The sequence below is a fragment of the Pantoea sp. DY-17 genome (assembly GCF_019795975.1).
GTDB classification, from domain to species: Bacteria; Pseudomonadota; Gammaproteobacteria; order Enterobacterales; family Enterobacteriaceae; genus Pantoea; species Pantoea leporis.
Window position 1 is genome coordinate 1,028,322 of the sequence record NZ_JAIMIG010000001.1, and the last position, 25,977, is coordinate 1,054,298.

At 53.0% G+C, this 25,977-nt stretch carries 26 protein-coding genes, 1 pseudogene and 1 other annotated feature; of the genes and pseudogenes, 11 read left to right on the forward strand and 16 right to left on the reverse strand.

Annotation, left to right across the window (positions count from 1 at the left end):
- Positions 1-6 precede the first annotated feature (6 nt).
- Positions 7-1,467, reverse strand: a complete 1,461-nt coding sequence (gene cls, locus K5Y33_RS04930) for a cardiolipin synthase (RefSeq protein ID WP_101764252.1) — start codon at positions 1,465-1,467, stop codon at positions 7-9.
- A 162-nt stretch (positions 1,468-1,629) separates the two neighbouring features.
- On the opposite strand from cls, the gene K5Y33_RS04935 reads away from it, so the two are divergent.
- Positions 1,630-1,803 (forward strand): YciY family protein, encoded by a 174-nt coding sequence (locus K5Y33_RS04935; protein ID WP_222233352.1) that lies wholly within the window; start codon positions 1,630-1,632, stop codon positions 1,801-1,803.
- Positions 1,804-1,993: 190 nt separating this feature from the next.
- On the opposite strand, the gene K5Y33_RS04940 is transcribed toward K5Y33_RS04935, so the two are convergent.
- A complete protein-coding gene (locus tag K5Y33_RS04940; protein WP_101764253.1) occupies positions 1,994-2,290 on the reverse strand; it encodes a YciI family protein in 297 nt (98 codons plus the stop codon).
- 205 nt (positions 2,291-2,495) lie between these two features.
- Between K5Y33_RS04940 and tonB the strand changes: the two genes are divergently transcribed.
- A complete protein-coding gene (tonB, locus tag K5Y33_RS04945) occupies positions 2,496-3,224 on the forward strand; it encodes a TonB system transport protein TonB (RefSeq protein WP_206098231.1) in 729 nt (242 codons plus the stop codon).
- A 54-nt stretch (positions 3,225-3,278) separates the two neighbouring features.
- Here the strand turns inward: tonB and yciA are convergent, their stop codons facing one another.
- Genes yciA through K5Y33_RS04965 form a run of 4 tightly spaced genes read right to left on the reverse strand, consistent with a single transcriptional unit; the run spans position 3,279 to position 5,529 of the window.
- A complete protein-coding gene (gene yciA / locus K5Y33_RS04950; protein ID WP_007892397.1) occupies positions 3,279-3,698 on the reverse strand; it encodes an acyl-CoA thioester hydrolase YciA in 420 nt (139 codons plus the stop codon).
- Between the two features lie 54 nt (positions 3,699-3,752).
- Positions 3,753-4,292, reverse strand: coding sequence for a septation protein A (locus K5Y33_RS04955; protein ID WP_008106564.1), 540 nt, complete (start codon positions 4,290-4,292; stop codon positions 3,753-3,755).
- A 58-nt stretch (positions 4,293-4,350) separates the two neighbouring features.
- Complete coding sequence (locus K5Y33_RS04960) at positions 4,351-5,085, reverse strand: YciC family protein (RefSeq protein WP_101764255.1); 735 nt, start codon at positions 5,083-5,085, stop codon at positions 4,351-4,353.
- 27 nt (positions 5,086-5,112) lie between these two features.
- A complete protein-coding gene (locus K5Y33_RS04965; RefSeq protein WP_101764256.1) occupies positions 5,113-5,529 on the reverse strand; it encodes a YkgJ family cysteine cluster protein in 417 nt (138 codons plus the stop codon).
- A gap of 246 nt (positions 5,530-5,775) precedes the next feature.
- Between K5Y33_RS04965 and ompW the strand changes: the two genes are divergently transcribed.
- Positions 5,776-6,408 carry an outer membrane protein OmpW gene (gene ompW / locus K5Y33_RS04970; protein ID WP_064738828.1) on the forward strand — a complete coding sequence of 211 codons (633 nt, stop codon included), beginning with the start codon at positions 5,776-5,778 and terminating at the stop codon, positions 6,406-6,408.
- Between the two features lie 46 nt (positions 6,409-6,454).
- Here ompW and K5Y33_RS04975 read toward each other — a convergent pair whose 3' ends face one another.
- From K5Y33_RS04975 to K5Y33_RS05005, 6 genes and pseudogenes are all read right to left on the reverse strand, one after another.
- The gene (locus K5Y33_RS04975) at positions 6,455-6,769 is read right to left on the reverse strand and encodes a BON domain-containing protein (protein WP_101764257.1); all 315 of its coding nucleotides are present in this window, start codon (positions 6,767-6,769) and stop codon (positions 6,455-6,457) included.
- 250 nt (positions 6,770-7,019) lie between these two features.
- On the reverse strand, positions 7,020-7,823 hold the full coding sequence (gene trpA, locus K5Y33_RS04980; RefSeq protein ID WP_101764258.1) for a tryptophan synthase subunit alpha: 804 nt from the start codon (positions 7,821-7,823) through the stop codon (positions 7,020-7,022).
- Positions 7,823-9,016 carry a tryptophan synthase subunit beta gene (gene trpB, locus K5Y33_RS04985; protein ID WP_101764259.1) on the reverse strand — a complete coding sequence of 398 codons (1,194 nt, stop codon included), beginning with the start codon at positions 9,014-9,016 and terminating at the stop codon, positions 7,823-7,825. Before trpB ends, trpA begins: the two co-directional genes overlap by 1 nt.
- A 46-nt stretch (positions 9,017-9,062) precedes the next feature.
- Positions 9,063-10,430 carry a bifunctional indole-3-glycerol-phosphate synthase TrpC/phosphoribosylanthranilate isomerase TrpF gene (gene trpCF, locus K5Y33_RS04990; protein ID WP_222233353.1) on the reverse strand — a complete coding sequence of 456 codons (1,368 nt, stop codon included), beginning with the start codon at positions 10,428-10,430 and terminating at the stop codon, positions 9,063-9,065.
- 1 nt (position 10,431) lies between these two features.
- Positions 10,432-12,025 (reverse strand): annotated as a pseudogene (trpD, locus tag K5Y33_RS23635) (bifunctional anthranilate synthase glutamate amidotransferase component TrpG/anthranilate phosphoribosyltransferase TrpD).
- Positions 12,025-13,587: an anthranilate synthase component 1 gene (locus K5Y33_RS05005; RefSeq protein ID WP_222233354.1), complete on the reverse strand. Its 1,563-nt coding sequence runs from the start codon at positions 13,585-13,587 to the stop codon at positions 12,025-12,027. Before K5Y33_RS05005 ends, trpD begins: the two are co-directional and overlap by 1 nt.
- A gap of 24 nt (positions 13,588-13,611) precedes the next feature.
- Positions 13,612-13,720, reverse strand: a sequence feature (Trp leader region).
- A 154-nt stretch (positions 13,721-13,874) separates the two neighbouring features.
- Here K5Y33_RS05005 and K5Y33_RS05010 point away from each other — a divergent pair.
- Both K5Y33_RS05010 and K5Y33_RS05015 read left to right on the forward strand, forming a co-directional pair.
- Entirely contained in the window at positions 13,875-14,759 is an 885-nt protein-coding gene (locus K5Y33_RS05010; protein WP_101764263.1) for a PHP domain-containing protein, read from the forward strand.
- 12 nt (positions 14,760-14,771) lie between these two features.
- Entirely contained in the window at positions 14,772-15,392 is a 621-nt protein-coding gene (locus K5Y33_RS05015; RefSeq protein WP_110866253.1) for an L-threonylcarbamoyladenylate synthase, read from the forward strand.
- Here K5Y33_RS05015 and K5Y33_RS05020 read toward each other — a convergent pair whose 3' ends face one another.
- A complete protein-coding gene (locus K5Y33_RS05020; RefSeq protein ID WP_110866252.1) occupies positions 15,393-16,049 on the reverse strand; it encodes a serine protease in 657 nt (218 codons plus the stop codon).
- An 818-nt stretch (positions 16,050-16,867) separates the two neighbouring features.
- On the opposite strand from K5Y33_RS05020, the gene rluB reads away from it, so the two are divergent.
- Positions 16,868-17,743 carry a 23S rRNA pseudouridine(2605) synthase RluB gene (gene rluB, locus K5Y33_RS05025; protein ID WP_101764266.1) on the forward strand — a complete coding sequence of 292 codons (876 nt, stop codon included), beginning with the start codon at positions 16,868-16,870 and terminating at the stop codon, positions 17,741-17,743.
- Between the two features lie 37 nt (positions 17,744-17,780).
- On the opposite strand, the gene cobO is transcribed toward rluB, so the two are convergent.
- Together cobO and K5Y33_RS05035 are read right to left on the reverse strand one after the other, a co-directional pair.
- Positions 17,781-18,368, reverse strand: coding sequence for a cob(I)yrinic acid a,c-diamide adenosyltransferase (cobO, locus tag K5Y33_RS05030; RefSeq protein WP_222233355.1), 588 nt, complete (start codon positions 18,366-18,368; stop codon positions 17,781-17,783).
- The gene (locus tag K5Y33_RS05035; RefSeq protein WP_110866450.1) at positions 18,365-19,129 is read right to left on the reverse strand and encodes a YciK family oxidoreductase; all 765 of its coding nucleotides are present in this window, start codon (positions 19,127-19,129) and stop codon (positions 18,365-18,367) included. The genes cobO and K5Y33_RS05035 overlap by 4 nt, the downstream gene beginning before the upstream one ends.
- A 173-nt stretch (positions 19,130-19,302) precedes the next feature.
- On the opposite strand from K5Y33_RS05035, the gene sohB reads away from it, so the two are divergent.
- Positions 19,303-20,349 (forward strand): protease SohB, encoded by a 1,047-nt coding sequence (gene sohB / locus K5Y33_RS05040; protein ID WP_222233356.1) that lies wholly within the window; start codon positions 19,303-19,305, stop codon positions 20,347-20,349.
- A 26-nt stretch (positions 20,350-20,375) separates the two neighbouring features.
- Here sohB and K5Y33_RS05045 read toward each other — a convergent pair whose 3' ends face one another.
- Positions 20,376-20,624: a DUF2498 family protein gene (locus tag K5Y33_RS05045; protein WP_137385883.1), complete on the reverse strand. Its 249-nt coding sequence runs from the start codon at positions 20,622-20,624 to the stop codon at positions 20,376-20,378.
- Between the two features lie 371 nt (positions 20,625-20,995).
- Here K5Y33_RS05045 and topA point away from each other — a divergent pair, with 371 nt between their 5' ends.
- The 4 genes from topA to K5Y33_RS05065 all read left to right on the forward strand — a co-directional run bounded on the left by topA (position 20,996) and on the right by K5Y33_RS05065 (position 25,596).
- Positions 20,996-23,593, forward strand: a complete 2,598-nt coding sequence (topA, locus tag K5Y33_RS05050; protein ID WP_101764270.1) for a type I DNA topoisomerase — start codon at positions 20,996-20,998, stop codon at positions 23,591-23,593.
- Positions 23,594-23,786: 193 nt separating this feature from the next.
- Entirely contained in the window at positions 23,787-24,761 is a 975-nt protein-coding gene (gene cysB, locus K5Y33_RS05055) for an HTH-type transcriptional regulator CysB (RefSeq protein ID WP_064738814.1), read from the forward strand.
- Between the two features lie 493 nt (positions 24,762-25,254).
- Entirely contained in the window at positions 25,255-25,413 is a 159-nt protein-coding gene (locus tag K5Y33_RS05060) for a YmiA family putative membrane protein (protein ID WP_222233357.1), read from the forward strand.
- A 3-nt stretch (positions 25,414-25,416) separates the two neighbouring features.
- Positions 25,417-25,596, forward strand: coding sequence for a hypothetical protein (locus tag K5Y33_RS05065; RefSeq protein ID WP_064738813.1), 180 nt, complete (start codon positions 25,417-25,419; stop codon positions 25,594-25,596).
- The last annotated feature ends 381 nt before the right edge of the window (positions 25,597-25,977 follow it).

Consider the following 25,977-nt stretch of genomic DNA (forward strand, 5'->3'; position numbering starts at 1 on the left):
CTCGTTTTACAGTAAAGGACTAAAGAAGTAAAACAGTCGTTCAACGATGCGTTGCCACCAGGCACGTTTAGCCCAGCGAGCACCATCCAGTAAGCGTGAGCGGGCGATGTAATCATCCTGCACGGTAGCGAGATCGCTGCCGAAGCCGTCATCATCAACCACCAGAGTGATCTCAAAGTTGAGCCACAGGCTGCGCATATCCAGATTTACCGTGCCGACCAGACTCAGCTGCCCGTCAACGAGCACACTTTTGGTATGCAACAGGCCATCTTCAAACTGGTAAATCTTCACGCCGGCTTCCAGCAGTTCGGTGAAGAAGGCACGACTCGCCCAGCCTACCAGCAGCGAATCATTATGGCGCGGCACAATGATGCTCACCTCCACACCGCGTAACGCTGCGGTACAGATGGCGTGCAGCAGGTCATCGCTCGGCACAAAGTAGGGCGTGGTCATAATCAGCTGCTGACGCGCGGAGTAGACCGCTGTGAGTAACGCTTGATGGATCATATCTTCCGGGAAGCCGGGACCAGAAGCGATCACCTGAATGGTATGCCCGCTCTCCTGTTCGAAGGGCATCACGTTGCCATCCGGCGCGGGCGGCAGAATGCGTTTACCGGTTTCAATCTCCCAGTCGCAGGCATACACAATGCCCATGGTGGTTGCCACCGGGCCTTCCATGCGCGCCATCAGGTCAATCCATTGGCCCACGCCGGCTTCCTGCTTAAAGAAGCGTGGATCGACCAGGTTCATGCTGCCGGTATAAGCGATGTAGTTATCGATCAGCACCACTTTACGATGCTGTCGCAAGTCCATGCGGCGCAGGAACACGCGCAGCAGGCTTACCTGCAATGCTTCAACCACGTCGATGCCGGCATTGCGCATCATATTGACCCACGGACTGCGGAAGAAGGTGACGCTGCCCGCTGAATCCAGCATCAAACGGCAATGTACACCGCGACGCGATGCGGCCATCAGCGATTCCGCCACTTCATCGGCCAGCCCGCCGGGATGCCAGATATAGAACACCATCTCGATATTATGCCGTGCCAGCTGGATATCACGGATCAGTGCGTGCATCACGTCATCGGAGTTGGTCAGCAACTGCAGCTGATTACCTTTCACGCCGGCGATGCCCTGACGATGGCGGCACAAATCAAACAGGGACCGCGCCACGTCGCTGTGTTCAGTGGCGAAGATATGCCGGCACTGTTTGAGATCGTTGAGCCATTTGGCGGTGGAGGGCCACATGGTGCGCGCGCGTTCGGCACGCCTTTTACCTAAATGCAGCTCACCAAAAGAGAGATAAGCGATTATACCCACCAGCGGTAGAATGTAGATGATCAGCAGCCAGGCCATTGCTGAGGTGACTGCGCGGCGTTTCATCAGAATACGTAGCGTGACACCCGCAATCAGCAGCCAGTAACCAAACAGCAGCAACCAACTGATTAGGGTATAAAATGTGGTCATTAAGTGGACGTCCTGTTCGCGCTTTGTTGTGCAAAGTTTACGTGCTGATCACAGGGAGTGAAACCTTTAATCGTGAATGACGTTTCGATGAAGCTTTCGATTTGGCATTTCCTGGCAGATCTTTATAATGCCTGCCGAGTTTAGCCTGTCTGAGAGGATGTGATGAGACGCAGCAAAAATGAAGTGGCGCGCTGGAGAATGTTACGTCAGGTACACTGTCGTCGTTCTCGCTGGCTGGAAGGGCAGTCGCGTCGTTATAAGCGCATCCATACCATTCGTCATCAGGTGGCGCAGCAACATCGCCGCTCCATCCTGTTTATCTCGCAAATGGACTGATGGGTTTACGCGGCCATCATGCGCCGCGTAGCACCCGGATGACATTGACCATCTCTACTGCCGCTGCCAGCACAATTAACATCACAATGTGCTGACGAGCGTTGCGCCAGCCTTGCTGACGCCATAGCCAAAGTGCTCTGCCGATGAGAGCGAATGCTATCACCAGCAGTAAAACTGACAACCACATAGATTAGAAAACGCGTTTGAACGGTTTGACCGCGACTTTCTCATACACGCCTGCGGCAATGTAGGGATCATCCTTGGCCCATGATTCCGCGACTTCCAGCGAAGAGAATTCGGCGATGATCACGGAACCGCTGAAACCGGCCGGGCCTGGATCGTTGCTGTCAACTGCTGGCAGCGGACCCGCAGCAATCAGTCGACCTTCATCTTGCAACAGCTTCAAACGAGCAAGATGCGCGGGACGTACCGAGTTGCGTTTTTCCAGTGAATCAGCGGTATCTTCCGCATAAATGACGTAAAGCACGATGGGATACTCCCGTTAGACTTGCCGAAATTGCGTGACACGTTAAGTGATCGTTAATCAGAGTGCAAACGAAAGATAAATACGCTGTCATTCAGCGCAATCAGGGTTAAAAAAGACCTTTCTGCGGGGCGCTTGCACATCGCTTATTGAAACTGATTGCTATTTGCATTTAAAATCTGCGCTTCACTCAATGAACATGAATGATATGACCACGTTGACTACGCCTTTACCTTCACGTACCCCCATTGCTGTAATTTTATCCGTGGTACTTCACGGTTCGTTGATCGCTGGCATTCTCTATGCATCGTTTCATCAGGTGATTGAAGTTCCAAAAGCGTCGCAGCCTATCAGCGTTTCGCTGGTGGCTCCGGAAGTGCAACCCGAACCTGCGCCTGCTCAGGTCACGCCGCCGCCACCTGAACCTGAGCCGGAGCCTGAAGTGGCGCCAGAGCCGCCGAAGGTTGAGCCGGTACCGATTCCTAAACCGGAGCCTAAGCCGAAGCCAAAACCTAAACCGAAGCCAAAGGTTGAAAAGAAGGTTGAGCCGAAACCGCGTCAGCAAGTGAAGCCGCAGGAAAATCCGTTTAAGCAGGAAGCGCCAACCACGCAGACGCGTCCAACAACCGCGCCGAAAGCCAATCCGACCGCAACGCCGAGCATTTCAGATGGTCCGAAAGCGATGAGCGTCAGCAAGCCTGCCTATCCGGCACGTGCGTTCGCGCTGCGTGTTGAGGGACGTGTGCGGGTGCAGTTTGACGTTGATAGCGACGGTCGTGTGGATAACGTCCAGATTTTGTCGGCAGAACCGCGCAACATGTTCGAGCGCGAAGTGAAGCAGGCGATGAAGAAGTGGCGTTATCAGCCAGGTCGTCCGGGCAAGAATCTCACCATGAACATCGTATTCCGCATCAATGGTGGCGCCAATATCGAATAAGCATTCGTGGTTGAGAGGCAATAAGAAAGCGGTCAGATGACCGCTTTTTTAATGTTACAGATCGCTTAAATTGCTTCTGCCGGGCGGCAACGGGCGAGATTGCCCAGTATTGTCGACAGCGACGTAGACAAACACCGCTTCGGTTGCGCAGTAGGTCTGTCCAATCGGTTCGGACGACACTTTCTTTATCCACACTTCGACGTTTATGGTCATGGAACTGTTGCCGGTGCGGATGCAGCGTGCGTAGCAGCTCACCACATCGCCAACCGCCACCGGTTTAAGGAACGTCATTCCGTCCACGCGCACGGTGACGACACGTCCTTCGGCAATCTCTTTCGCCTTAATTGCGCCGCCCATATCCATCTGCGACATCAACCAGCCACCAAAGATATCTCCGTTAGCATTGGTATCCGCTGGCATGGCCAGGGTACGCAACACCATCTCGCCTTGCGGCGACTTATGTTTTTCGTCCATTGCTCAGTTCTTCTGCAGGTGAAGAGAAGCCCGACGCTGTCGGGCGGAGTGGCATTATTTTTGTTCTTGTTGCGGCATCTGTCGCCAGATATACACGCCGCTTAACAGGGTAAAGAGTAGGGTCAGGCCGGTCAGACCGAACACCTTAAAGTTAACCCAAAATTCCTGCGATAACCAAAACGCAACATAAATATTCGCTAAGCCGCAGGCGAGGAAGAAGATTGCCCAGGCAATGTTGAGATTGCGCCACACGCCTGACGGCAGTTGTAACTCTTTACCCAGCATGGTTTGGATCAGCGGTTGCTTCATAAACCACTGGCTGTAGAGCAGCGCGACGGCAAACAGCGAATAGATCACCGTGACTTTCCATTTGATGAATTCATCGTTATGGAATACCAGCGTCAGCGTGCCGAATACCGCGACCAGCACAAAGGTAAAAATGGTCATCTTTTCCAGCTTACGGTAGAGCACCCAACTGACGACCAGCGCCAGACCGGTGGCAACGATCAGTGCGCCGGAGGCGACAAAGATGTCGTACAGCTTGTAGAAGATGAAGAAAACCACCAGGGGAAGAAAATCGAGTAACTGCTTCATAGCGTTTCCAAGTAGGCAGGAGCGTACAGTTATGGCGCCCGGGTGAGCGCCATAACGATTAACGTAACAGCATATACAGCCGGTACAGATAGATAATCAGCACTGCGGAGACCAGGTTACCCAGCGCGTTCAACACCACGGAGGCGATGTTGGCGGGCAGCACGGTCAGCGATGAAAAGAAGAACATCAGCACAATTTTGGCCAGCAGCCACAGCACAATAGCCGGTGCGATAACCTTAATATTCTTCCAGGCGAGACGCATGCTGGCACGCATCGCGCCAATCACGCCGAGCTTCTCATTGGCGAGAATCACCGGTGCCAGTGAAAACAGGATCGCCAGAATCACGCCCGGTACCATCAGCACCATAAAGCCCAATTGAACCAGCAGGGTAATCAGAAAGGTCTGCAGCAGCAGCTTTGGCAGGATGGGCGCAGATGCGCCAATAGCGCGCAGCGCGCTGACGCGTTGTCCGCCCGATACCATTGGGATTAGAAGCAGCATGCCACCCAGCAGCAGCGTGTTGCCAATCAACGCAGCGAACGTGCCTGCAGCGGAAGCGCGCAGCAAAATACGCTGCTGATCCGGAGACATATTTTGTACCAGCTCAAACAGCGACGATGCGCTGTCATCGGACTGGCTCAACAACGAGAGCTGGTCTTCACCTGGCGTTAACGCGTGGCCGACGATCACAGTAATGAACGAGGTCAGCAGCGCCAGCAGTAAAATAGTAACCAGCTGATGGCGCAAAAAATTTCCTGTGTCACGGTATAACGAGCTTGCCGTGATAGACATGTAAACTCCTTGAAAGAACCGGATTAATTAACCCGGCGATTGTACATGTTCTACTGGCGTGCTGGCACCCGCATTGGGATAACTTTCTGTCATAACAGGTAAAGAAGGGTGAAAAAGCGCAGGAAGACCGTAGCGAGCACGGGCGCGATCGCAAGCTTCGTTCTGTTCACCGTTCTCGCCGGACATCGAAAACTCCCGACAGGGCGAAGGGCGCTGCTGATAAATACCGCAGGAGACGCAGCCGCCGACGTCGCCCTGCAGCGCAATACAGCGCGGCTGGCGTTGGTTGGTGCCGCGCATATTGCGCATAAACGGGGTTAACGGTTCGGTTAATTCAACGGGAACAGCACCGGCGCCATCATCGGCTTCGGCCCAGTAAAATGAGACACGGAAGTGCGCGCAGCATGCGCCACAGGTCACGCAAGGATTTAGTGAATCGCTCATCTGATCGCCCGCCACCTTTAAGGTATCGAACCAAAATCACACAGGGGAAAGTTAAAATAGTCACGGCGAAAAATTTTCGCAAGCGGACTTTTATTACGCGCTGTAAAGCCAAAATTGATCTGAATCAATTCATTGTTTTTTAAGTGATTAATTTAGATTGATGCAGATGATCTTTTACCAAAAAAGGGGTAAATGTTGTGCCGCATTCAACATTGTGACCCATCTTTATTTGGCAAAGGAGTGATTATGAAACTGGCAAAATGCGCACTGCTGATGGCGCTGGCAATTCCGCAACTGGCTCTGGCTCATGAAGCCGGTGATTTCTTTATGCGTGCAGGTAGCGCCACCGTTCGTCCGACCGAAGGCTCTGACAATGTGCTGGGTATGGGCGGCTTTAACGTTAGCAACGATACGCAGCTGGGCTTGACCTTCACCTATATGGCAACGGATAACATCGGCGTTGAGCTGCTGGCTGCAACCCCGTTCCGTCATAAGGTTGGACTGGGCGCCACCGGTAATCTGGCCACCGTTCGTCAGCTGCCGCCAACCTTAATGGCGCAGTACTATTTCTTTGATAGCAAAAGTAAAGTCCGCCCGTACGTTGGCGTCGGTATCAACTACACCACCTTTTACGATGCCAAATTCAACCAAACGGGTGAGGATGCCGGTTTAAGCGACCTGAGCGTCAAAGACTCGTGGGGCATGGCGGGCCAGGTTGGTCTGGATTATCAAATCAACCGCGACTGGATGCTGAACGCATCGCTGTGGTACATGGATATTGATACCGAAGTGAAATTTAAAGCTGGCGGTGAGCAGCAAAACATCAACACGCGTATCGATCCGTGGGTGTTCTTCTTTGGTGCGGGATATCGATTCTAATCGGCAACCAGAAATGAAGCGGGCGACCAGAAGGTCGCCCGTTGTATTATTTGATCTGCATATTGTTAACCACAGATTTCACACCCGCCACGCTACGCGTTACGGCCACCGCGCGATTTGCCATCTGCGGGGAGCTGACAAAACCGCTCAGCTGAACTTTACCCTTGAAGGTTTCAACATTGATTTCGGTCGATTTCAGCGACTCGTCATTCAATAGCTGAGCCTTAACTTTAGTGGTTACCACGGTATCGTCGATGTAACCGCCAGTGCCTTCTTTGGTTGCTGTGGGTGCACACGCGCTAAGTGCCAGCGCCATTACCGCAGCCATCATAAATCCTGCAACGACTTTGAAAAATTTCATTGGTTATCTCCCTGTCTTAGATGATGTTTCGCCGCAATGGGGCGGCGCAGTTAATTGTGGTCTGGAGATGCGAAATCAGCAAATCGGCGCGCGCGAAAAAGTCAGAAAGAGGGCATTTTTACCACTTAATGAGCCAATCGCAGTTTTCGCTGGGCATGAAAATCTGAGAGTAGCCGGGAATTTGAGTTTGGGGATGTTTGTGACAATAAAAAGGCCTTATCCGCACCAGCGAATAAGGCCCTGAAGGATTTTAGCGGGTGGCTGCTTTCAGACTACTCACAAAGGCTTTCAGCTCGCTGAGCAGCGTGGCCGGATCGTTCTGGTTACGCTCAATGATTTTCACAATTGCCGACCCGGAAATGGCACCCGCCGCACCAGCGGCGATGGCTTCTTTCACCTGGCCGGGTTCAGAGATACCAAAGCCCTGCAGCGGCGGCGCAGCGTTAAACTCACGCAGCTTTTCGATCAGGTGATGCAGCGGCAGGCTGGCACGATTTTCCGAACCGGTGACGCCTGCGCGTGACAGCAAATAGGTATAACCGCGACCGTGCGCAGCGATCTCACGCAGCAGTTCATCGTCAGCATTTGGTGGACAGATAAAGATCGGCGCCACATTGTGGCGCAGCGCAGCCTGACGGAAGGGCGCAGACTCTTCCAGCGGCACATCCGCAACCAGCACGGAATCGACGCCCACCGCTTCACACTGTGCATAAAAGTTATCGATACCTTTGCTGAACACCAGATTGGCGTACATCAGCAAGCCAATCGGCAGCTCGGGATATTTCTGGCGCACGGTCGCCAGAATTTCAAAGCACTGCGCCACGGTGGTGCCGGAAGCAAAGGCACGCAGCGTCGCGCCCTGAATGGTTGGGCCGTCGGCCAGCGGATCCGAGAACGGAATACCGAGTTCTAACGCGTCCGCACCGCCTTCAACCAGGGTATCGATAATTTTTAGCGACAGTTCAGGTGACGGATCGCCGAGAGTAACGAAGGGGACAAACGCGCCTTCTTGCTGCGCCGACAGACGTTGAAACAGCTGATTGTAACGTTCCATCAGATCTCTCCCTTGGCTTTCAAAATATCGTGAACGGTGAAGATGTCTTTATCGCCGCGACCAGAAAGGTTAACCACCAGCAGCTGCTCTTTTTCCGGATTTTCGCGGATCATTTTCAGTGCATGTGCCAGCGCGTGTGAGGATTCGAGCGCAGGAATAATCCCTTCAGCACGGCACAGCTCTTTAAAGGCGCTGAGCGCTTCGTCATCGGTGATCGAAACATATTCCGCGCGGCCGATACTGTTCAGATGCGCATGCTGAGGACCCACTGACGGGAAGTCCAGACCCGCAGAGATTGAGTAGGATTCTTCAATCTGACCCTCTTCGGTCTGCATCATCGGCGCTTTCATACCGAAATAGATCCCCACGCGACCGTGCTTGAGCGGCGCACCGTGTTCTCCGGTTTCGATACCGTGCCCCGCCGGCTCCACGCCGATCAGGCCAACGCTTTCTTCTTCGATAAAATCAGCGAACATGCCGATAGCGTTCGAACCACCGCCCACGCAGGCTAACACCGCATCCGGCAGGCGACCTTCGCGCTCCAGAATCTGGGCTTTGGTCTCTTCACCAATCATGCGCTGGAATTCACGCACGATAGTCGGGAACGGATGCGGGCCAGCGGCGGTGCCGAGCATGTAGTGCGCGGTTTCATAGCTGCCAGACCAGTCGCGCAGCGCCTCGTTACAGGCATCTTTCAGCGTGGCTGAGCCGCTGTGCACCGGAATCACTTCCGCGCCCATCAAACGCATACGGAATACGTTTGGCGACTGACGTTCAACATCCTTGGCGCCCATATAGATGCGGCACTTCATGCCCAGCAGGGCACAGGCTAACGCTGACGCGACACCGTGCTGACCGGCGCCGGTTTCCGCGATGATCTCGTTTTTGCCCATGCGTTTGGCCAGCAGCGCCTGACCCAGCACCTGGTTGGTTTTGTGCGCGCCACCGTGCAGTAAATCTTCACGCTTCAGATAGAGGCGGGTTTTGCTGCCTTTGGTCAGGTTGCTGCACAGCGTCAAAGCCGTTGGGCGTCCAGCGTAGTTTTTCAGCAGGTCAGTAAACTCGGCCTGAAACTCGGGATCGCGCTGCGCTTCAACAAACGCATTTTCCAACTGGCGCAAGGCTGGCATCAGGATTTGTGGTACGTACTGGCCGCCAAACTCGCCAAAATAGGGATTCAATAACGTGGTCATTTTTTCATCTTCCTTATTCGGCCCGCGCCATGGCGGGCAAGCGAAATTAATAGGCGCGCAGCGTGCGAAATACCGCCGCGACTTTGCTGGCATCTTTAATGCCTGGCGCAGATTCTACGCCGGAGTTGAAATCGAGGCCGGCACAGCCCAGCTGCGCGGCCTCTACGCAGTTGTCCGCGCTTAGGCCACCGGCCAGCAGCACATTGCTGAGATCCTGGCCTTGCAGCAGTGACCAATCGAAACGCTGGCCGGTGCCGCCCTGGCCATTATCAAACAGGTAACGATCGACGTGCGGCCAGTCGCGCGCAGGTAACTGCTCTTTAATGCTCAGCGCTTTCCAGATTTTGGTGTCTGCTGGCAGCGCCTGACGCAATTGTGCGACAAACGCCTGATCTTCATCGCCGTGCAGCTGTACCGCAAAAAGTTTTAAACTTTCCGCTAGCGTGACAATGTCACTTGCCGCATTGTTGCGGAATACGCCAACATACTTCAGCGGGGCAGCCGCCTGAACAATCTGCGCCTGCTCGCGGCTGATTTTACGCGGTGAGCCTTCAGCAAAGATCAAGCCACCGTAAATGGCGCCGGCTTCCTGCGCTGCACGTGCATCTTCGGCGCGGGTCAGGCCGCAGACTTTGTTATCACCGAGCAATACGCGACGCACGCCAGCAGTGAGATCGGCTTCTTCCATCAGCGCGGAGCCAATCAGGAAGCCGTTAGCGAAGTGGCTCAGCTCACGTACCTGCGCATAATTGTGAATGCCAGATTCGCTGATGACGGTGACGCCATGTCCGAGGCGCGGCGCTAACTGACGCGTGCGATTCAGGTCGATGGACAGGTCGCGCAGGTCGCGGTTATTAATGCCGACGACTTTGGCTTCCAGCGCAATCGCGCGTTCCATCTCTTCTTCATTACTGACTTCGGTCAGCACGCCCATTTTCAGGCTGTGCGCCACGGCGGCGAGCTGACGATATTGCTCATCATCGAGCACCGACAACATCAGCAGAATGGCGTCGGCCTGATAATGACGTGCCAGATAGATTTGATACGGATCGATGATGAAGTCTTTGCACAACACCGGTTGCGTGATGGCGGCGCTAACAATCGGCAGGAACGCAAAATCGCCCTGGAAGTATTTTTCATCGGTTAACACCGACACCGCTGAAGCGTAATGACGATATACGCCAGCGATGGTGGCGGGATCGAAATCCTCGCGAATCAGCCCTTTGGAGGGCGATGCTTTTTTGCATTCCAGGATGAATACCGTGCGCGATCCGCGCAGTGCATCGTAAAAATGACGTTCCGCAGGCTGCAAATCGTTCTGGAAGGTGGCCAGCGGCTGCTGTGCTTTGCGCGCTTCAACCCAGACGGCTTTATCTTGTACGATTTTCTCTAAAACAGTGCCCTTAATACTCATCTCATCCTCTCGCTGCCAGAGCGACAACGCGCTCGTAGGCCTGTCCGCTGCGAATGGCAGCGATGGCGCGCTGTGCGTTGTCGCGCAAATCTTCATTTCCGAACACTTTCAGTAACATTGCGACGTTGACCGCCACCGCCTGCTCATGGGCGGGCTGGCCTTTACCCTGAAGTAAACGGGTCAGAATGTCACGGTTTTCTTCCGGCGTGCCGCCTGCCAACGCGTCTTTATCATGGAAGCCAAAACCGAAGTCTTCTGGCGTCAGCTGATAGCCAGTGATTTCGCCATCACGCAGCTCGGCGACCTGCGTTGGGCTGTGCAGCGCCACTTCATCCATGCCGCCGCCGTGAACCACAGCCGCACGTTGATAGCCGAGCACTTTTAGCGTTTGGGCGATTGGCAGTACCAGCTCCGGGCTATACACGCCAATCACCGCTAGCGGTGGACGCGCAGGGTTAATCAGCGGACCCAGCACGTTAAAGATGGTACGGGTTTTCAACTGCTGACGTACCGGCATCGCGTGACGAAAACCGCTGTGATACTGCGGAGCAAACAGGAAGCAGACGTTGAGATCGTCCAGCGCCTCACGTGCTTGTTCCGCAGGCATATCCAGATTGATGCCAAATGCCGCCAGCAGATCGGAAGAACCCGATTTGCTGGAGACGCTGCGATTACCGTGCTTTGCCACTTTCAGGCCGCAGGTTGCCGCAACAAAGGCGCTGGCGGTCGAGATATTGATGCTGTTGCTGCCGTCACCGCCGGTACCGACGATATCGGCAAAGGTGTAATCCGGGCGCGGGAACGGTTTTGCATCGGCCAGCAGCGCGGAAGCGGCACCAGCGATCTCTTCCGGACGCTCGCCACGGACTTTCATGGCAATCAGCGCGGCGGCTAACTGCGTCGGCTCCAGCTGACCGGTAATAATAGCGCTAAATAGCTGGTGGCTTTCGCCCTGGCTCAGCGTCTCAGACTGATAAAGTTTTTCCAGAATAGTTTGCATCATAATCTCCCTATTACTTCGCCAGCGCCCAGGCCAACGTCTGTTCTAATAAGCGCGCGCCCTGAGTGGTGAGAATGGATTCGGGGTGGAACTGGAAGCCACACACGCGGTCGGCATCGTGGCGCACGGCCATCACCATGCCGTTGTAGCTGGCGTTAACGGTCAATTCGGCTGGCGTATTGCTACCGACCAGCGAGTGATAGCGCGCCACCGGCAGCGGATTGCTCAGGCCAGCGAACATGCCTTCGCCATCATGGGTAATAGAAGAGGCTTTGCCGTGCAGGATCTCGCCGGCCTGGCCGACATGGCCGCCGTAAGCTTCAACAATCGCCTGATGACCGAGACAGATGCCGATAATCGGCAGACGACCGCGCAGCGCTTGCAGCAAATCTGGCATGCATCCGGCATCTTTCGGCGCGCCCGGACCCGGCGACAGCATCAGAATTGGGTTTTCCATCTGCTGCAGGCGTTCAATCAGCACCTCAGCGGGCACGTTGTTGCGGTAAATCACCACGTTATGGCCAAAGGTACGCAGCTGATCAACGAGGTTGTAAGTAAAGGAGTCGATGTTATCGAGCAGCAGGATATCGGCCATCAGAAAATCTCCTTGCAGTGATGGGCTGTTGCGATGGCACGCAATACAGCGCGCGCTTTGTTGCGGCTCTCGTCCGCTTCTGCCTGGGGCTGGGAATCCAGCACCACACCGGCGCCGGCTTGTAAGGTGGCTACACCGTCTTCAACCCACGCGGAACGGATAACGATGCAGGTATCAAGGTCGCCGTTAGCGGTGAAATAGCCGACTGCGCCGCCGTAGCTGCCGCGACGTGTGCCTTCTTTCCCGGCAATCAGTTGCATCGCACGCACTTTCGGTGCGCCGCTCAGCGTGCCCATGTTCATGCAGGCGCGGTAGGCGTGAAGCACGTCGAGATCTGCGCGCAACGTGCCGACCACGCGTGACACCAGATGCATCACAAATGAGTAGCGGTCAACTTTAGTCAGGTCTGCCACGTAACGGCTGCCCGGCACGCAGATACGCGCCAAATCGTTACGTGCTAAATCCACCAGCATCAGGTGCTCGGCCATCTCTTTATGATCGGTGCGCATTTCCAGTTCGATGCGGCTGTCGAGATCGCGATCCAGCGAGCCATCAGCATGGCGGCCGCGTGGACGCGTACCAGCAATCGGGTAGATCTCAATCTGGCGCGACGTCGCGTCATATTTCAGTGAGCTTTCTGGCGAGGCACCAAACAGCGCGAAATCCTGATCCTGCATAAAGAACATGTAAGGACTTGGATTGCTGTTTTTCAACGTGTCGTAAGCGGCCAGTGGAGAAGGGCACGGCAGCGAGAAGCGACGTGAAGGGACAACCTGGAAGATTTCGCCAATGCGAATCGCTTCCTGCATCTCACGCACCACGTTGCAGTACTCTTCATCGCTCTGACTGGTGCTCAGCGTCATGTGCTCGACGCGCTGGACCGGCAATGCGGGCGCTGCTTGCGTCATCTGGCCGCGCAGTTGTTCGATGCGGCCTTGCAGACGCTGGAACTCGCTGGTCGATGGACAGAACAAGCTGGCCTGCAGGCGAGCAGTGCGCTGCTGGTGGTCGATCACCAGTAAGGTTTCGGCCAGATAGAAGCAGTAATCCGGGCAACGCTGTTCGTTGCGCAGTTGCGGCAGATCTTCGAAACCGGCCACTAAGTCATAAGCGAACAAGCCGCCAAGTAGCATCGCTTCACGCTCCTCTTCCGGGCTGTTCACCAGCTGCGGGATCAGGCGCAGCGCATCAAATACGGAAAGGGCCTTCAGGCGGGAATCTTCGTCCTGCATGCCTTGCGGCTGGGTGAAATGCAGCTCGCGGCCATCAGGGCGCACCTCGATACGCACCTCAGAGGGCAGCGCCTCGTCCAGCAGCGGCAAGATGGCGCGACCATTTTCCGACAGCGCTTTGATGGTGACGATGTTGCCCAGCGCACTGACGCGCAGCGCGCTATCCACGATTAACAGGCTTTTCAGGTTTTGTTTGCTGTCGATATCTGCGGATTCAAGCAGCAGAGTTGCTGGACGTGCGCCGCATAACTGATGAAACACTGCGGCCGGATCTTCGCGGTAGGGCGCGGTACCGGTTATCAACTTCAATGTAGGTTTCGCAATAGCCATAATGGATTCTCTGAATTTCGCTCAAAAAAAAAGCCCGCTCGGCGGCGGGCTTAGGTATCAATCTGCACTGCGGTTACGCAAATTGTGCACGACGACGTCGCCCGATAAAGGGATCTTCGCGCCACCAACCATTTAGATGCGTACCAAAAATAGTCATGATTAAATACCCGTTACGTGTGAACTTGTGTACTAGTTAACTGGTTCGGGCGAAAAATGTCAATACCCTTTTTCAGCCAAGGGCAAAATCGTTATCATGCCTGCCGGTTTATGCAGTTGCTGGAGTTATTTTGTCGGACATCGCTCGTTTTCCCCTTTACGATTTACACAGCCATACGCTGGCTTCTGACGGCTTATTGACGCCGACCGCGCTGGTGCAGCGCGCGGTTGAGATGAAAGTCGGTGTGCTGGCGATTACCGATCACGACACGGTGGCGGGCGTGGCAGAAGCGCAGGCGGCAGTGATGCAACAGGATCTACCGATCCGCGTGCTAGCCGGTTTAGAAGCATCAACCTTATGGGAAAATCACGAAATCCACATTGTGGGGCTGAATGTCGATTGCCAGCATCCCGCGCTGACTGAATTCCTTGCGCAGCAGTATCAGACACGCCTTGATCGTGCGCAGCAGATTGCCGAACGCCTCGAGCGCGCTCGCATTCCTGATGCGCTAGCCGGTGCGCAGCGACTGGCGCAGGGCGGCTTGATCACGCGTGGCCACTTTGCGCGTTATCTGGTGGAGATTGGCAAAGCCGATAATATGGCGCAGGTATTCAAGAATTATCTGGCGCGCGGGAAAACCGGCTACGTGCCTCCGCAATGGTGTACAATTAAACAAGCCATTGATGCTATTCATCATTCTGGCGGCTATGCCGTTTTGGCCCATCCCGGTCGTTATGGTTTGTCGGCTAAATGGTTAAAGCGGCTGATTGCGCATTTTGCCGACGTGGGTGGCGATGCCATGGAGGTCGCGCAGTGCCAGCAAGCGCCCAACGAGCGCACGCAGCTGGCAACCTATGCGCATGACCATCAGTTAGCCGGGTCGCAGGGATCAGATTTCCACCAACCTTGTCCGTGGATAGAACTGGGACGCAAGTTATGGCTACCGGGCGGCGTGGAGCCGGTTTGGGAACGCTTCCCCGCATTGGCGCCCAGCAGTGCTATTACAGACAGGTGATATGAGGTTTTTATGAGTCAATATTTTCACATTCATCCCGACAATCCGCAGCCGCGCCTGGTAAATCAGGCCGTTGATTATCTCAATAAAGGCAGCGTGATTGTTTATCCAACCGACTCTGGCTATGCGCTGGGGTGTCGTCTGGAAGAGAAAAATGCCATGGAACGCATTTGTCGCATTCGCCAGTTGGATGGCAATCACAACTTTACGCTGATGTGCCGCGATCTGTCGGAGCTGTCGACTTACGCGCAGGTGGATAACTCCGCGTTTCGCCTCCTGAAAAACAACACGCCGGGCAACTACACCTTCATTTTGAAGGCGACGAAAGAAGTGCCGCGTCGTCTGATGAATGACAAACGTAAAACCATCGGGCTACGCGTGCCGTCCAACCCGGTGGCGCTGGCGCTATTGGAGCGCCTCAACGAGCCGATGATGTCGACTTCGCTGATGCTGCCCGGCAATGATTTCACCGAGTCCGATCCGGAAGAGATTCAGTACAGCATTGGCAAGCTGGTGGATCTGATCATCGATGGCGGCACGCTAGGACAGCAGCCGACCACGGTGATCGATCTCACCAGCGATGCGCCGGTGGTGGTGCGCGAAGGTGTCGGTGACACGCGCCCGTTCCAGTAATCATGCATGGTCAGGCGTGGCTTCCTGCGTCTGACCAATATTGGATTCCAGCCAGGTTTTGAAATCCCCGTACGGAATATACAGCGAGACATCTTTTAAGATGACTTTCTTGCTGCGAACGTTAGATATTTCATGGCTGTAACCGACAATCACCCCGCCAATAGTTTGGTCCGCATTATATACCGCGCCACCCGACATCCCTTGCACCACGCCAGCATTTGATGCCATTGCCATGCAGGGCTTTTTATTCCATTTATTGGTAATGGCGGTACGCGCTAAATTAACGCCGCTCGATTCCACCGGCATAGCGGAAATAAAGCTGTAACCGTACATTTTAATCGGTTCACCAATAGCACCGTTGCGGAATTTCGCCAGCGTTTCTGGACTGTTTTTATGATAAATAATCGCGACGTCGCAATAAGGATGATAGGCCTTGACACGCTGCACGGCCGTTTTTGCCACGTGCGCCGCCGTCAGGCTGTATTCTGGCGTCAAAGGAATGGTTGTACCGAGAATGCCCAAACCCAGCACGGTCGGGATGCCTGTCACGCTCATATCAACGTGTTGCATCGCAGTACGACTGTACTCAGTGTGGCCCACGGAACAACCGCTCAGAGCCAGCGCAGCGAGCGCAGGCCAAAGCAGAGAGGTTTTCATGGCTGTGATCTTCTTTAAAGCATGCCCGTAAAATCCCTGGTGAAGACTTTCGACATGCAAATTAAATTCATTCCGTAAATGAATAAACGCGTCTAATCCCGCGCGCGCCGGTTTGTAATATCAGTGAAATTGCACAGTGGTTCGTTAATGATTTGTAAGTTGAACGAATATAAATAGTAAATGAAAGCTATGTTATTATGACGACGCACTGGATTTCAGGCTTAAATTTTACACAGTTTTTTCTGCAGAACAATTCATCAAATTTAATATTAATCAAATAATACAAAAATACAGACTTAATCCAACCTGTAGTGCCAATAAACTATCAGTTTGCATTTATTACGGTAATGGACCTTATTTAATACTGTTAAATAGTTTTTTATGCTGTTTTATTGTTTTTACTTAGATTTAAAGTTTGTGATTATCCTTAAGCGTGGCGAGCAATAGCGGTTAAGCAGTCTTGCAAAGCGCTAATGTATCAGTTGTCTTAAGTTGATAATAGGCTCAGGCGGGAAAAGTTAGGGGCAAGTGATAATAATTCAGTCACTTGGCGTGGATGCTGCGGATGCAAATAAGATCGATCTATCAGCCAGCTGAATGTTTATCGTCATGGTCTTAATGGCCACGTTTTTACCAGACCCTCTGTTATCGGCAGCAAAGGAAAAGGTGTTAACAAAACTTGCGTTAGTGTAAAATCGCGGGCCGTCTGAGATTGCAGCAGCGATGCAGAGCGGTAACAGATTCTGATATGGGAATTGGTAATCCCTGTATCGCACCTCTTCTTACCACGACGCCTGGGAAGGCGACAACGAGGCTCCATGAGCGAAAAATTACAGAAAGTATTAGCGCGCGCCGGTCACGGTTCGCGTCGCGAAATCGAAACCATGATTTCAGCCGGACGCGTCAGCGTTGACGGCAAACTGGCGACGCTTGGCGATCGCATCGAAAGTGATAAATCCCTGAAAATTCGTATCGATGGCCATCTGGTTTCCATCGCTGAGTCGGCGACCGAAGTGTGTCGCGTATTGGCGTACTACAAACCAGAAGGTGAACTCTGCACGCGTAACGATCCGGAAGGGCGTCCAACCGTATTTGATCGTCTGCCGCGTCTGCGTGGTTCACGCTGGATTGCCGTCGGTCGTCTGGATGTGAATACCTGCGGTTTGATGCTGTTCACCACCGATGGTGAACTGGCTAACCGTTTGATGCACCCAAGCCGTGAAGTGGAGCGTGAATATGCGGTTCGCGTGTTTGGCGAAGTGGATGACGATAAAATCCGTCAGCTGAGCAAAGGCGTGCAGCTGGAAGATGGCCCGGCATCGTTCAAAACCATTAAGTTTGCCGGCGGCGAAGGCATTAACCAATGGTACAACGTGACGCTGACCGAAGGTCGTAACCGCGAAGTGCGCCGTCTGTGGGAAGCGGTTGGTGTGCAGGTTAGCCGTCTGATGCGTGTGCGTTACGGTGATATCCAGTTGCCGAAAGGCTTGCCACGCGGCGGCTGGATCGAGATGGAATTACCGGCAGTCAACTATCTGCGTACGTTAGTCAGTATGCCGGAAGAGACGGTAACGAAAGTGGCCGTTGAAAAGGATCGTCGTCGCACCAAAGCTAACCAAATTCGTCGTGCGGTAAAACGTCACGGGGTGGTGAGCAACAATCCGCGTCGGAATAACACCAAACGCGGTTCCTGATCCTAAGCCTGACGCCGCGCTCTGCGGCGTCAGCGTGTTACCAATCTATTCCTTGTTGTGCCTGAATTCCCGCATCAAACGCATGTTTCACCGGACGCATTTCCGTTACGGTATCTGCCAAATCCAGTAACGTACGATGACAGCCGCGACCGGTAATGATCACGCTTTGCTGAGCAGGGCGCTGTTGCAGCACATCGACCAGCTCCGCTAAATTCAGATAATCCATGCTCACCATGTACGTGATTTCATCCAGGATCACCAGATCGACGCGGCTATCGGCCAACATACGACGCGCCTGCTGCCACACCAACTGACAGGCGGCAGTGTCGGTCTCGCGGTTCTGCGTATCCCAGGTAAAACCGGTTGACATCACCTGAAATTCGACGCCGTGCTGTTCCAGTAAGTTACGTTCACCGTTGGGCCATTCGCCTTTAATGAACTGTACCGCCGCCACTTTTTTACCGTGTCCGCAGGCGCGCAACGCGGTGCCAAAAGCAGCGGTGGTTTTCCCTTTGCCGTTACCGGTGAACACCATCAAAATGCCGCGCGTCTCGTTGGCGGCGGCGATTCGGGCATCAACCTGCTCTTTTAGTCGCTGCTGGCGTTGCTGATGGCGATCATTCATGCGGTTGCCGGCCCCGCTTTGCGTCCCGGCTGCGCATCAAAGCTGGTACCGGTTTTACGTCGGCTGTCATCACCCATTAAATAGAGGTAGAGCGGCATCAAATCCGCGGGGGTTTTGAGTAAATTGGCATCCTCGTCAGGGAAAGCGCTGGCGCGCATTTTGGTGCGCGTACCGCCAGGATTGATGCAGTTGACCCGCAAGTGACGGTTTTTATACTCGTCGGCCAGCACCTGCATCATACCTTCAGTGGCAAACTTCGAAACCGCATACGCGCCCCAGCCTGCACGGCCGGTGCGGCCCACGCTGGACGTGGTAAACACCAGCGATCCGGCATCTGATTTCAGCAGCAGCGGCAGTAATGCCTGGGTTAAATAGAAGGTGGCATCAAGGTTTATCTGCATCACGTCACGCCAGATCTGTGGATCGAGCTCCTCCAACGGTACGATTTCGCCCAGAATGCCAGCGTTGTGCAGCACGCCATCCAGACGCGGCACCAGCGCAGCAACCTGGTCGGCCAACTGCTGGCAGCTTTCAGGCGTAGCTTCGGCCAAATCCAGTAATAAAGAAGCGGCTGGCTGCTTATTTAACTGCTTAATAGCCTGCTCCGTTTTCTGCAGGGTGTCGGCGTTGCGGCCCAACAGGATGACGCGCGCGCCATAGCGCGCGTAGGTCAGAGCCGCTTCACGGCCGATGCCATCGGAAGCGCCGGTGACGAGGATGATGCGATTTTCCAGCAGATCGCTTTTCGGTTGATAATGCACAGCGATGTCCTTTGCTCGGGTCAGAAGGTTTTTGGCTTTATGCCTGAATTTGCCGCGCGGTGCAACGCTTGAGCCTCGCATTCTGTGCCGCCTGCGGGCATTTCAGGCGACGACAGCGCGTAAAGCGGGTAAACTTACAGCTGTTGTAATTTACTGTTTAATAAGGCGGCAGAATGGATTTTTTCTCCAGTTATGGATTATTTCTGGCTAAGGCCGTTACCGTGGTGGTGGCGATCGCAGCTATTGTTCTGATTGTGCTAAATGCCGCGCTGCGTAAACGTCACAGCAGCGGTCAGCTGCGTTTGACGCATCTCGATGATGATTATCGTGAGATGAAGGAAGATCTGCAGCTCGCCAAAATGAAGCCACAGGCGCAAAAAGTGTGGCTCAAGCAGCATAAGAAAGAAGAGAAGCAAAAGGTGAAAGCCGATAAACGCAATGCTAAAGCCGGCGTGAGCGAGACGCTGAAGCCCACGCTGTATGTGCTGGAGTTCAAAGGCAGCATGGACGCGAGTGAGGTCACCTCATTGCGTGAAGAGATCTCCGCGGTGCTGGCAGTTGCGGTGCCGGGCGATGAAGTGCTACTTCGCCTGGAAAGCCCCGGCGGCGTAGTACACGGCTACGGTTTGGCGGCTTCGCAGCTGCAACGCCTGCGCGATGCCGGTCTGCAATTGACGGCGGTGGTGGATAAAGTCGCTGCCAGCGGCGGTTACATGATGGCTTGCGTGGCGGATCGCATTGTGGCCGCACCGTTTTCTATTATTGGTTCAATTGGCGTGGTCGCGCAGATTCCCAACTTTAACCGCCTGTTAAAGCGCAACGATATTGACGTCGAGCTGCATACCGCCGGTCAGTACAAACGGACTTTGACGCTATTTGGTGAAAATACGGAAGAAGGGCGCGAGAAATTCCAGGAAGATCTCAATGAAACGCATCAGCTGTTTAAAGATTTTGTACAGCAGATGCGTCCGTCGCTTGATCTGAACAAAGTGGCGACCGGCGAGCATTGGTATGGCCGTCAGGCGCTGGATTTGGGTTTGATTGATGAAATCGGCACCAGCGATGCGTTGATTATCAAGCATATGGATCGCTTCACCGTGCTGGGCGTCCATTACGCACGTAAGCGTAAAATGATGGATCGCTTCACCAACAGCGCCAGTCTGGCGGCAGAGCGGTTGATTCTGAAAATATGGCAGCGCGGTGAGAAGCCGCTGTTGTAACCGAGCCCGGCAATTGCCGGGCTTTTTTATGCCAGATGATATTGAGAGGAGAGTTCGACCGCGAGGTGTTTAAACACGTTAAATACCGTGGTGGTTTTGGCGGTGGGCAAGCCTTCATCATCGAGAAAATAGGGACCGCGAAACACCAAAACATCACCTTGCTGAATCACATCATTGGCTTCTAATCCGACAAAATAATTTTCGTGCTGCGTGATTATCTGATTGGCTATTTCCAGTAACGCCTGGCGTGAAATAGATTCCGTTGGCACTGACATTTTTCACCTCTTTTTTGACAGCCATTTTTCTCCTTCTATATTACTTGCGAGCTATCGCGTTCAGCAAATCAGCATGGCGTCGTAAAAACTGGCGCAAAATTAGGCAGAATGCTAATTAAGTTGCGTAACGGATTTTATCAGGTAGAGTGTGGGCGATTCAGCTTTCAGGGAGATCACACCCGGATGTGTGGTTCTGTCAGATGGAAAACTCGCTCCTAATCATAAAGTTGCAGAAGTCGACGCAATCTGACCTGAGATTATCCCTGCTGCCTTGAAATGCGAAATGCCGGCAGCAATATTGAACCCATTGGGTTTTGGGACCTCCAATTCTCTCCCGTTTATCAGGACGTTTCATTTAGGTAAAGGTACATATGGGTAAATCACTCGTAATCGTTGAGTCCCCGGCAAAGGCCAAAACAATCAATAAATACCTCGGTAATGACTACGTGGTGAAATCCAGTGTCGGTCATATCCGTGATTTGCCGACCAGCGGTTCAACTGCCCGTAAAAGTGCCGACGGGGAAAAAGCGAAACCTGGAAAAAAGGTTAAAAAGGATGAGAAAGCCGCACTCGTAAACCGCATGGGTGTAGATCCCTGGCATGGTTGGGAAGCGGATTATCAAATTCTGCCGGGCAAAGAAAAAGTTGTCGCTGAGCTGAAAAACCTGGCTGCCGATGCAGACCACATCTATCTCGCAACCGACCTTGACCGCGAAGGGGAAGCCATTGCCTGGCACCTGCGGGAAGTGATCGGTGGGGACGATAAGCGCTTTAGCCGCGTGGTATTTAACGAAATCACCAAGAATGCGATTCGTCAGGCGTTTGATAAGCCCGGCGAGCTTAATATTGAACGTGTCAACGCACAGCAAGCGCGCCGCTTTATGGATCGCGTGGTGGGTTACATGGTGTCGCCACTGCTGTGGAAGAAAATTGCCCGCGGCCTGTCAGCCGGTCGCGTTCAGTCGGTTGCGGTGCGTCTGGTTGTTGAGCGCGAGCACGAAATCAAAGCCTTCGTGCCAGAAGAGTATTGGGAAATCGATGCTGATTTCGCCACGCCGAAAGGCGCCGATCTGGCCATGCAGGTGACGCATCAGAATGACAAAGCGTTCCGACCGGTTAATCGTGAGCAAACTCACGCGGCGGTAGCGATTTTGCAGAAAGCGCGTTACGAAGTGCTGGATCGTGAAGACAAGCCGACCAGCAGCAAGCCTTCTGCACCTTTTATTACCTCAACGCTGCAACAGGCGGCGAGTACGCGTTTGGGCTTCGGCGTGAAGAAGACCATGATGATGGCGCAGCGTTTGTATGAAGCGGGCCACATCACCTATATGCGTACCGACTCCACCAACCTAAGCCAGGATGCCGTGGCGATGGCACGCGGTTATGTTGAGAGCAGTTTCGGTAAAAAGTATCTGCCAGAAGCGCCGAATACCTATGCCAGCAAAGAGAACTCACAGGAAGCGCACGAAGCGATTCGTCCTTCTGACGTGAATATCGTGGCTGAGCAGCTGAAAGATATGGAAGCTGATGCGCAGAAACTCTATCAGCTGATTTGGCGCCAGTTTGTTGCCTGCCAGATGGTTCCGGCTCAGTACGACTCCACCACGCTGACCGTGGGCGCGGCTGAATTCAAATTGAAAGCCAAAGGCCGCACGCTGCGTTTCGATGGCTGGACGCGCGTGATGCCTGCGCTGCGTAAAAATGATGAAGATCTGACGCTGCCGCCGGTAGACGTTGGCGACATGCTGGATCTTAAAGAGCTGATGCCAAGCCAGCACTTCACCAAACCGCCGGCGCGCTTCAGTGAAGCATCGCTGGTGCGTGAGCTGGAAAAACGTGGCATTGGTCGTCCATCAACGTACGCCTCGATTATCTCCACCATTCAGGACCGTGGTTACGTGCGAGTTGAGAATCGCCGTTTCTACGCCGAAAAAATGGGTGAAATTGTTACCGACCGTCTGGAGTCTAATTTCCGCGAGCTGATGAACTATGACTTCACCGCGCGCATGGAAAATAGCCTCGATCAGGTGGCGAATAATGAAGCCGAATGGAAAGCGGTACTCGACTCCTTCTTCAGTGATTTCAGTCAGCAGCTAGATGATGCTGAGAAAGATCCGGAAGAGGGCGGCATGCAGCCGAACCAGATGGTGTTGACGTCAATTGATTGTCCAACCTGTAGCCGCCCGATGGGGATTCGCACTGCCAGTACCGGCGTGTTCCTGGGTTGCTCGGGTTATGCTTTGCCGCCGAAAGAGCGCTGCAAGCAGACCATCAACTTGATCCCGGAAAATGAAGTGCTCAACGTGCTGGAAGGCGATGATGCTGAAACCAATGCGCTGCGCGCTCGTCGTCGTTGCCAGAAGTGTGGCACCGCGATGGACAGCTATCTGATCGATAACCAGCGCAAGTTACACGTCTGCGGTAATAACCCAGAATGCGACGGCTACGAGATTGAGCAGGGCGAATTCCGCATCAAGGGCTACGACGGTCCGATTGTTGAGTGCGAGAAGTGTGGTTCTGAAATGCATCTGAAAATGGGTCGTTTCGGTAAGTACATGGCGTGTACCAACGACGAGTGCAAAAACACCCGTAAGATTCTGCGTAACGGTGACGTCGCGCCGCCAAAAGAAGATCCGGTGCCGCTGCCAGAATTGCAGTGTGAAAAGTCGGATGCTTACTTTGTGTTGCGTGATGGTGCAGCGGGCGTGTTCCTTGCCGCTAATACCTTCCCGAAATCACGTGAAACGCGCGCGCCGCTGGTGGAAGAGCTGCAACGCTTTGCCGACCGCCTGCCAGAAAAGCTGAAATATCTGTCAGAAGCGCCAGCCGCCGATCCGGAAGGGAATAAGACGATGGTACGTTTCAGTCGCAAGACCAAACAGCAATACGTCTCTTCCGAAAAGGATGGCAAAGCCACTGGCTGGTCAATGTTCTATGTTGACGGCAAATGGCAGGAAGCGAAAAAGTAATTCCCCGCAAGGCCAGCATTCGCTGGCCTTTCTCTTATCCTTATAGCTAATCGTTCTACATTCTTCCTTTAACTGATATAGTAGTTATAGAACTCTTTTCGTTTCGCTGACTCGCTTTCCCTCCCTCACCGCAATTAAAGCGGAAACACGCCTGCCGGGAATGCACCTCTGTCGCTACCAGGAAGATATAACTATGAAATTGCAGCAGTTGCGTTACATCGTCGAAGTGGTTAATCACAATCTTAATGTCTCATCGACCGCCGAAGGCTTATATACCTCGCAGCCAGGCATCAGTAAGCAAGTCCGTATGTTAGAAGATGAGCTGGGCGTGCAGATATTTGCACGCAGTGGTAAGCATCTGACGCAAGTAACGCCTGCAGGTGAAGAGATTATTCGGATTGCGCGCGAAGTGCTGTCCAAAGTTGACGCGATTAAATCTGTTGCTGGTGAACACACCTGGCCAGATAAAGGCTCGCTGTATGTAGCAACTACCCATACGCAGGCACGTTATGCGCTGCCAGGCGTGATTAAAGGCTTTATTGAGCGCTATCCTCGCGTCTCTTTGCATATGCATCAGGGGTCGCCGACGCAAATAGCTGAGGCAGTTTCAAAGGGCAATGCAGACTTTGCCATTGCCACAGAAGCGCTGCATCTGTATGACGATTTGATTATGCTGCCGTGCTATCACTGGAACCGCGCCATTGTGGTAACGCCAGATCATCCGTTGGCAGGTAAATCAAATGTGACCATAGAAGAGTTGGCGGATTTCCCGTTAGTGACTTACACCTTCGGCTTTACCGGCCGTTCAGAATTGGACACCGCGTTTAATCGCGCCGGATTAACGCCACGCATCGTCTTCACCGCGACGGATGCTGACGTCATCAAGACGTACGTGCGTTTAGGCTTGGGCGTTGGTGTAATTGCCAGTATGGCGGTTGATCCGGTTGCAGACCCCGATTTGGTGCGTATAGAAGCTTCAGAAATCTTTACGAATAGTACGACCAAAATCGGCTTTAGACGTAGCACCTTCCTCCGTAGCTATATGTATGATTTCATTCAACGTTTCGCACCACACCTGACGCGTGATGTGGTGGATGCGGCGGTCGCATTGCGCTCTAATGAAGACATCGAAGCTATGTTCCGCGACATCAAGTTACCCTTCAAGTAAATTCCTAACTCATTCTTTTGCCAAGGTGTCCAGTGGGCACCTTCGGAATCCCTTAGCGCTTAGCGCCACGAGTACTTCAAAAAAAATCATTATTTTTTTGTAAATGAAACATGGGTCACATGTTTTTTCATTGTTATCTATTAAATGCGAATCAGTACACAATTTTTACGATGCTGCTTTGCAGCTCGCCAGGAATATTCCCATACTCTAGTTAAGAGTTGATGAGGAAGGGCTTTTTAACTGGCTTGGTAAATTAAACTCAAATTTAGATTGGATCTAATTTGCTGTTAACCCAAATTTACAATGTAACGTTTTAATTAATAGTTGTGTTGGTAATTAAATTTATCTCATCAATTTTTGGCGTTTTGATAAATAGCGTTAATCGTTGTGCTCAATAAAAATAACTGGATTTTCGGTCTTAACAAGTTTAGGATTCGTCCTAAATCTTAATCGTTGTCATCAATCGTTTTATTGAGAGTGATTATCAAAAACTATGAATACGAGAATAACTGTACAGCCGGGCTTCCGGACTAAAAGCACCAAAGTTGAGCGTACTGGTAATACCCGTCGCAAAGCTTGGATGACTGTCTTCGCTGCTTCAGCACTGTTCTGGGTATTGGTGGCGTTAATGATTTGGCGTATGTGGGGTTAAGCCATGTGGGCAAATACACTCAGTCGTAAGCATCCGGTTTCTGCACGTCAGCCGCAAACGCCTGCGTGCAAAGTTAAAGACGTTGTATCCACTGAACCTCAGGTCACCATTCCGACTTCGTGGGAACTCAGCGAGAATCAGCGCAACTTTATTGAATCCTTCATGGATATGAAGTCGAAATAACGCAGCATGCGTTCCGTACTATATTTAGTCGTTTAGTCCCTCTTTTTGCCGGATTATCCGGTGGGCAAGTTTAAAGCCCGTCCTTTAACACTCAGCATTAAAAAAACGGTGTCATCAGTACAACGCTGAAGACGGTGGACTTTTTTTGCCCGGAATCCGGGAGGGAGTGAATCATGAACATCAATACAACGACATTATCCTGGGTGAGCGTATATACCTTTTCCCTGGCTTTTTGGGCCGCTGCCTTCTGGGCGATGATTTAAGCCCTAACTCAAATTACACGGAATTTATAAATGCCCTGACAAACGTCGGGGCATTTTTCATTGTGTTTTAATGTGTCTATTCGTGTTGTTATCAAAACGTTAACGGCAATGTAGTCTA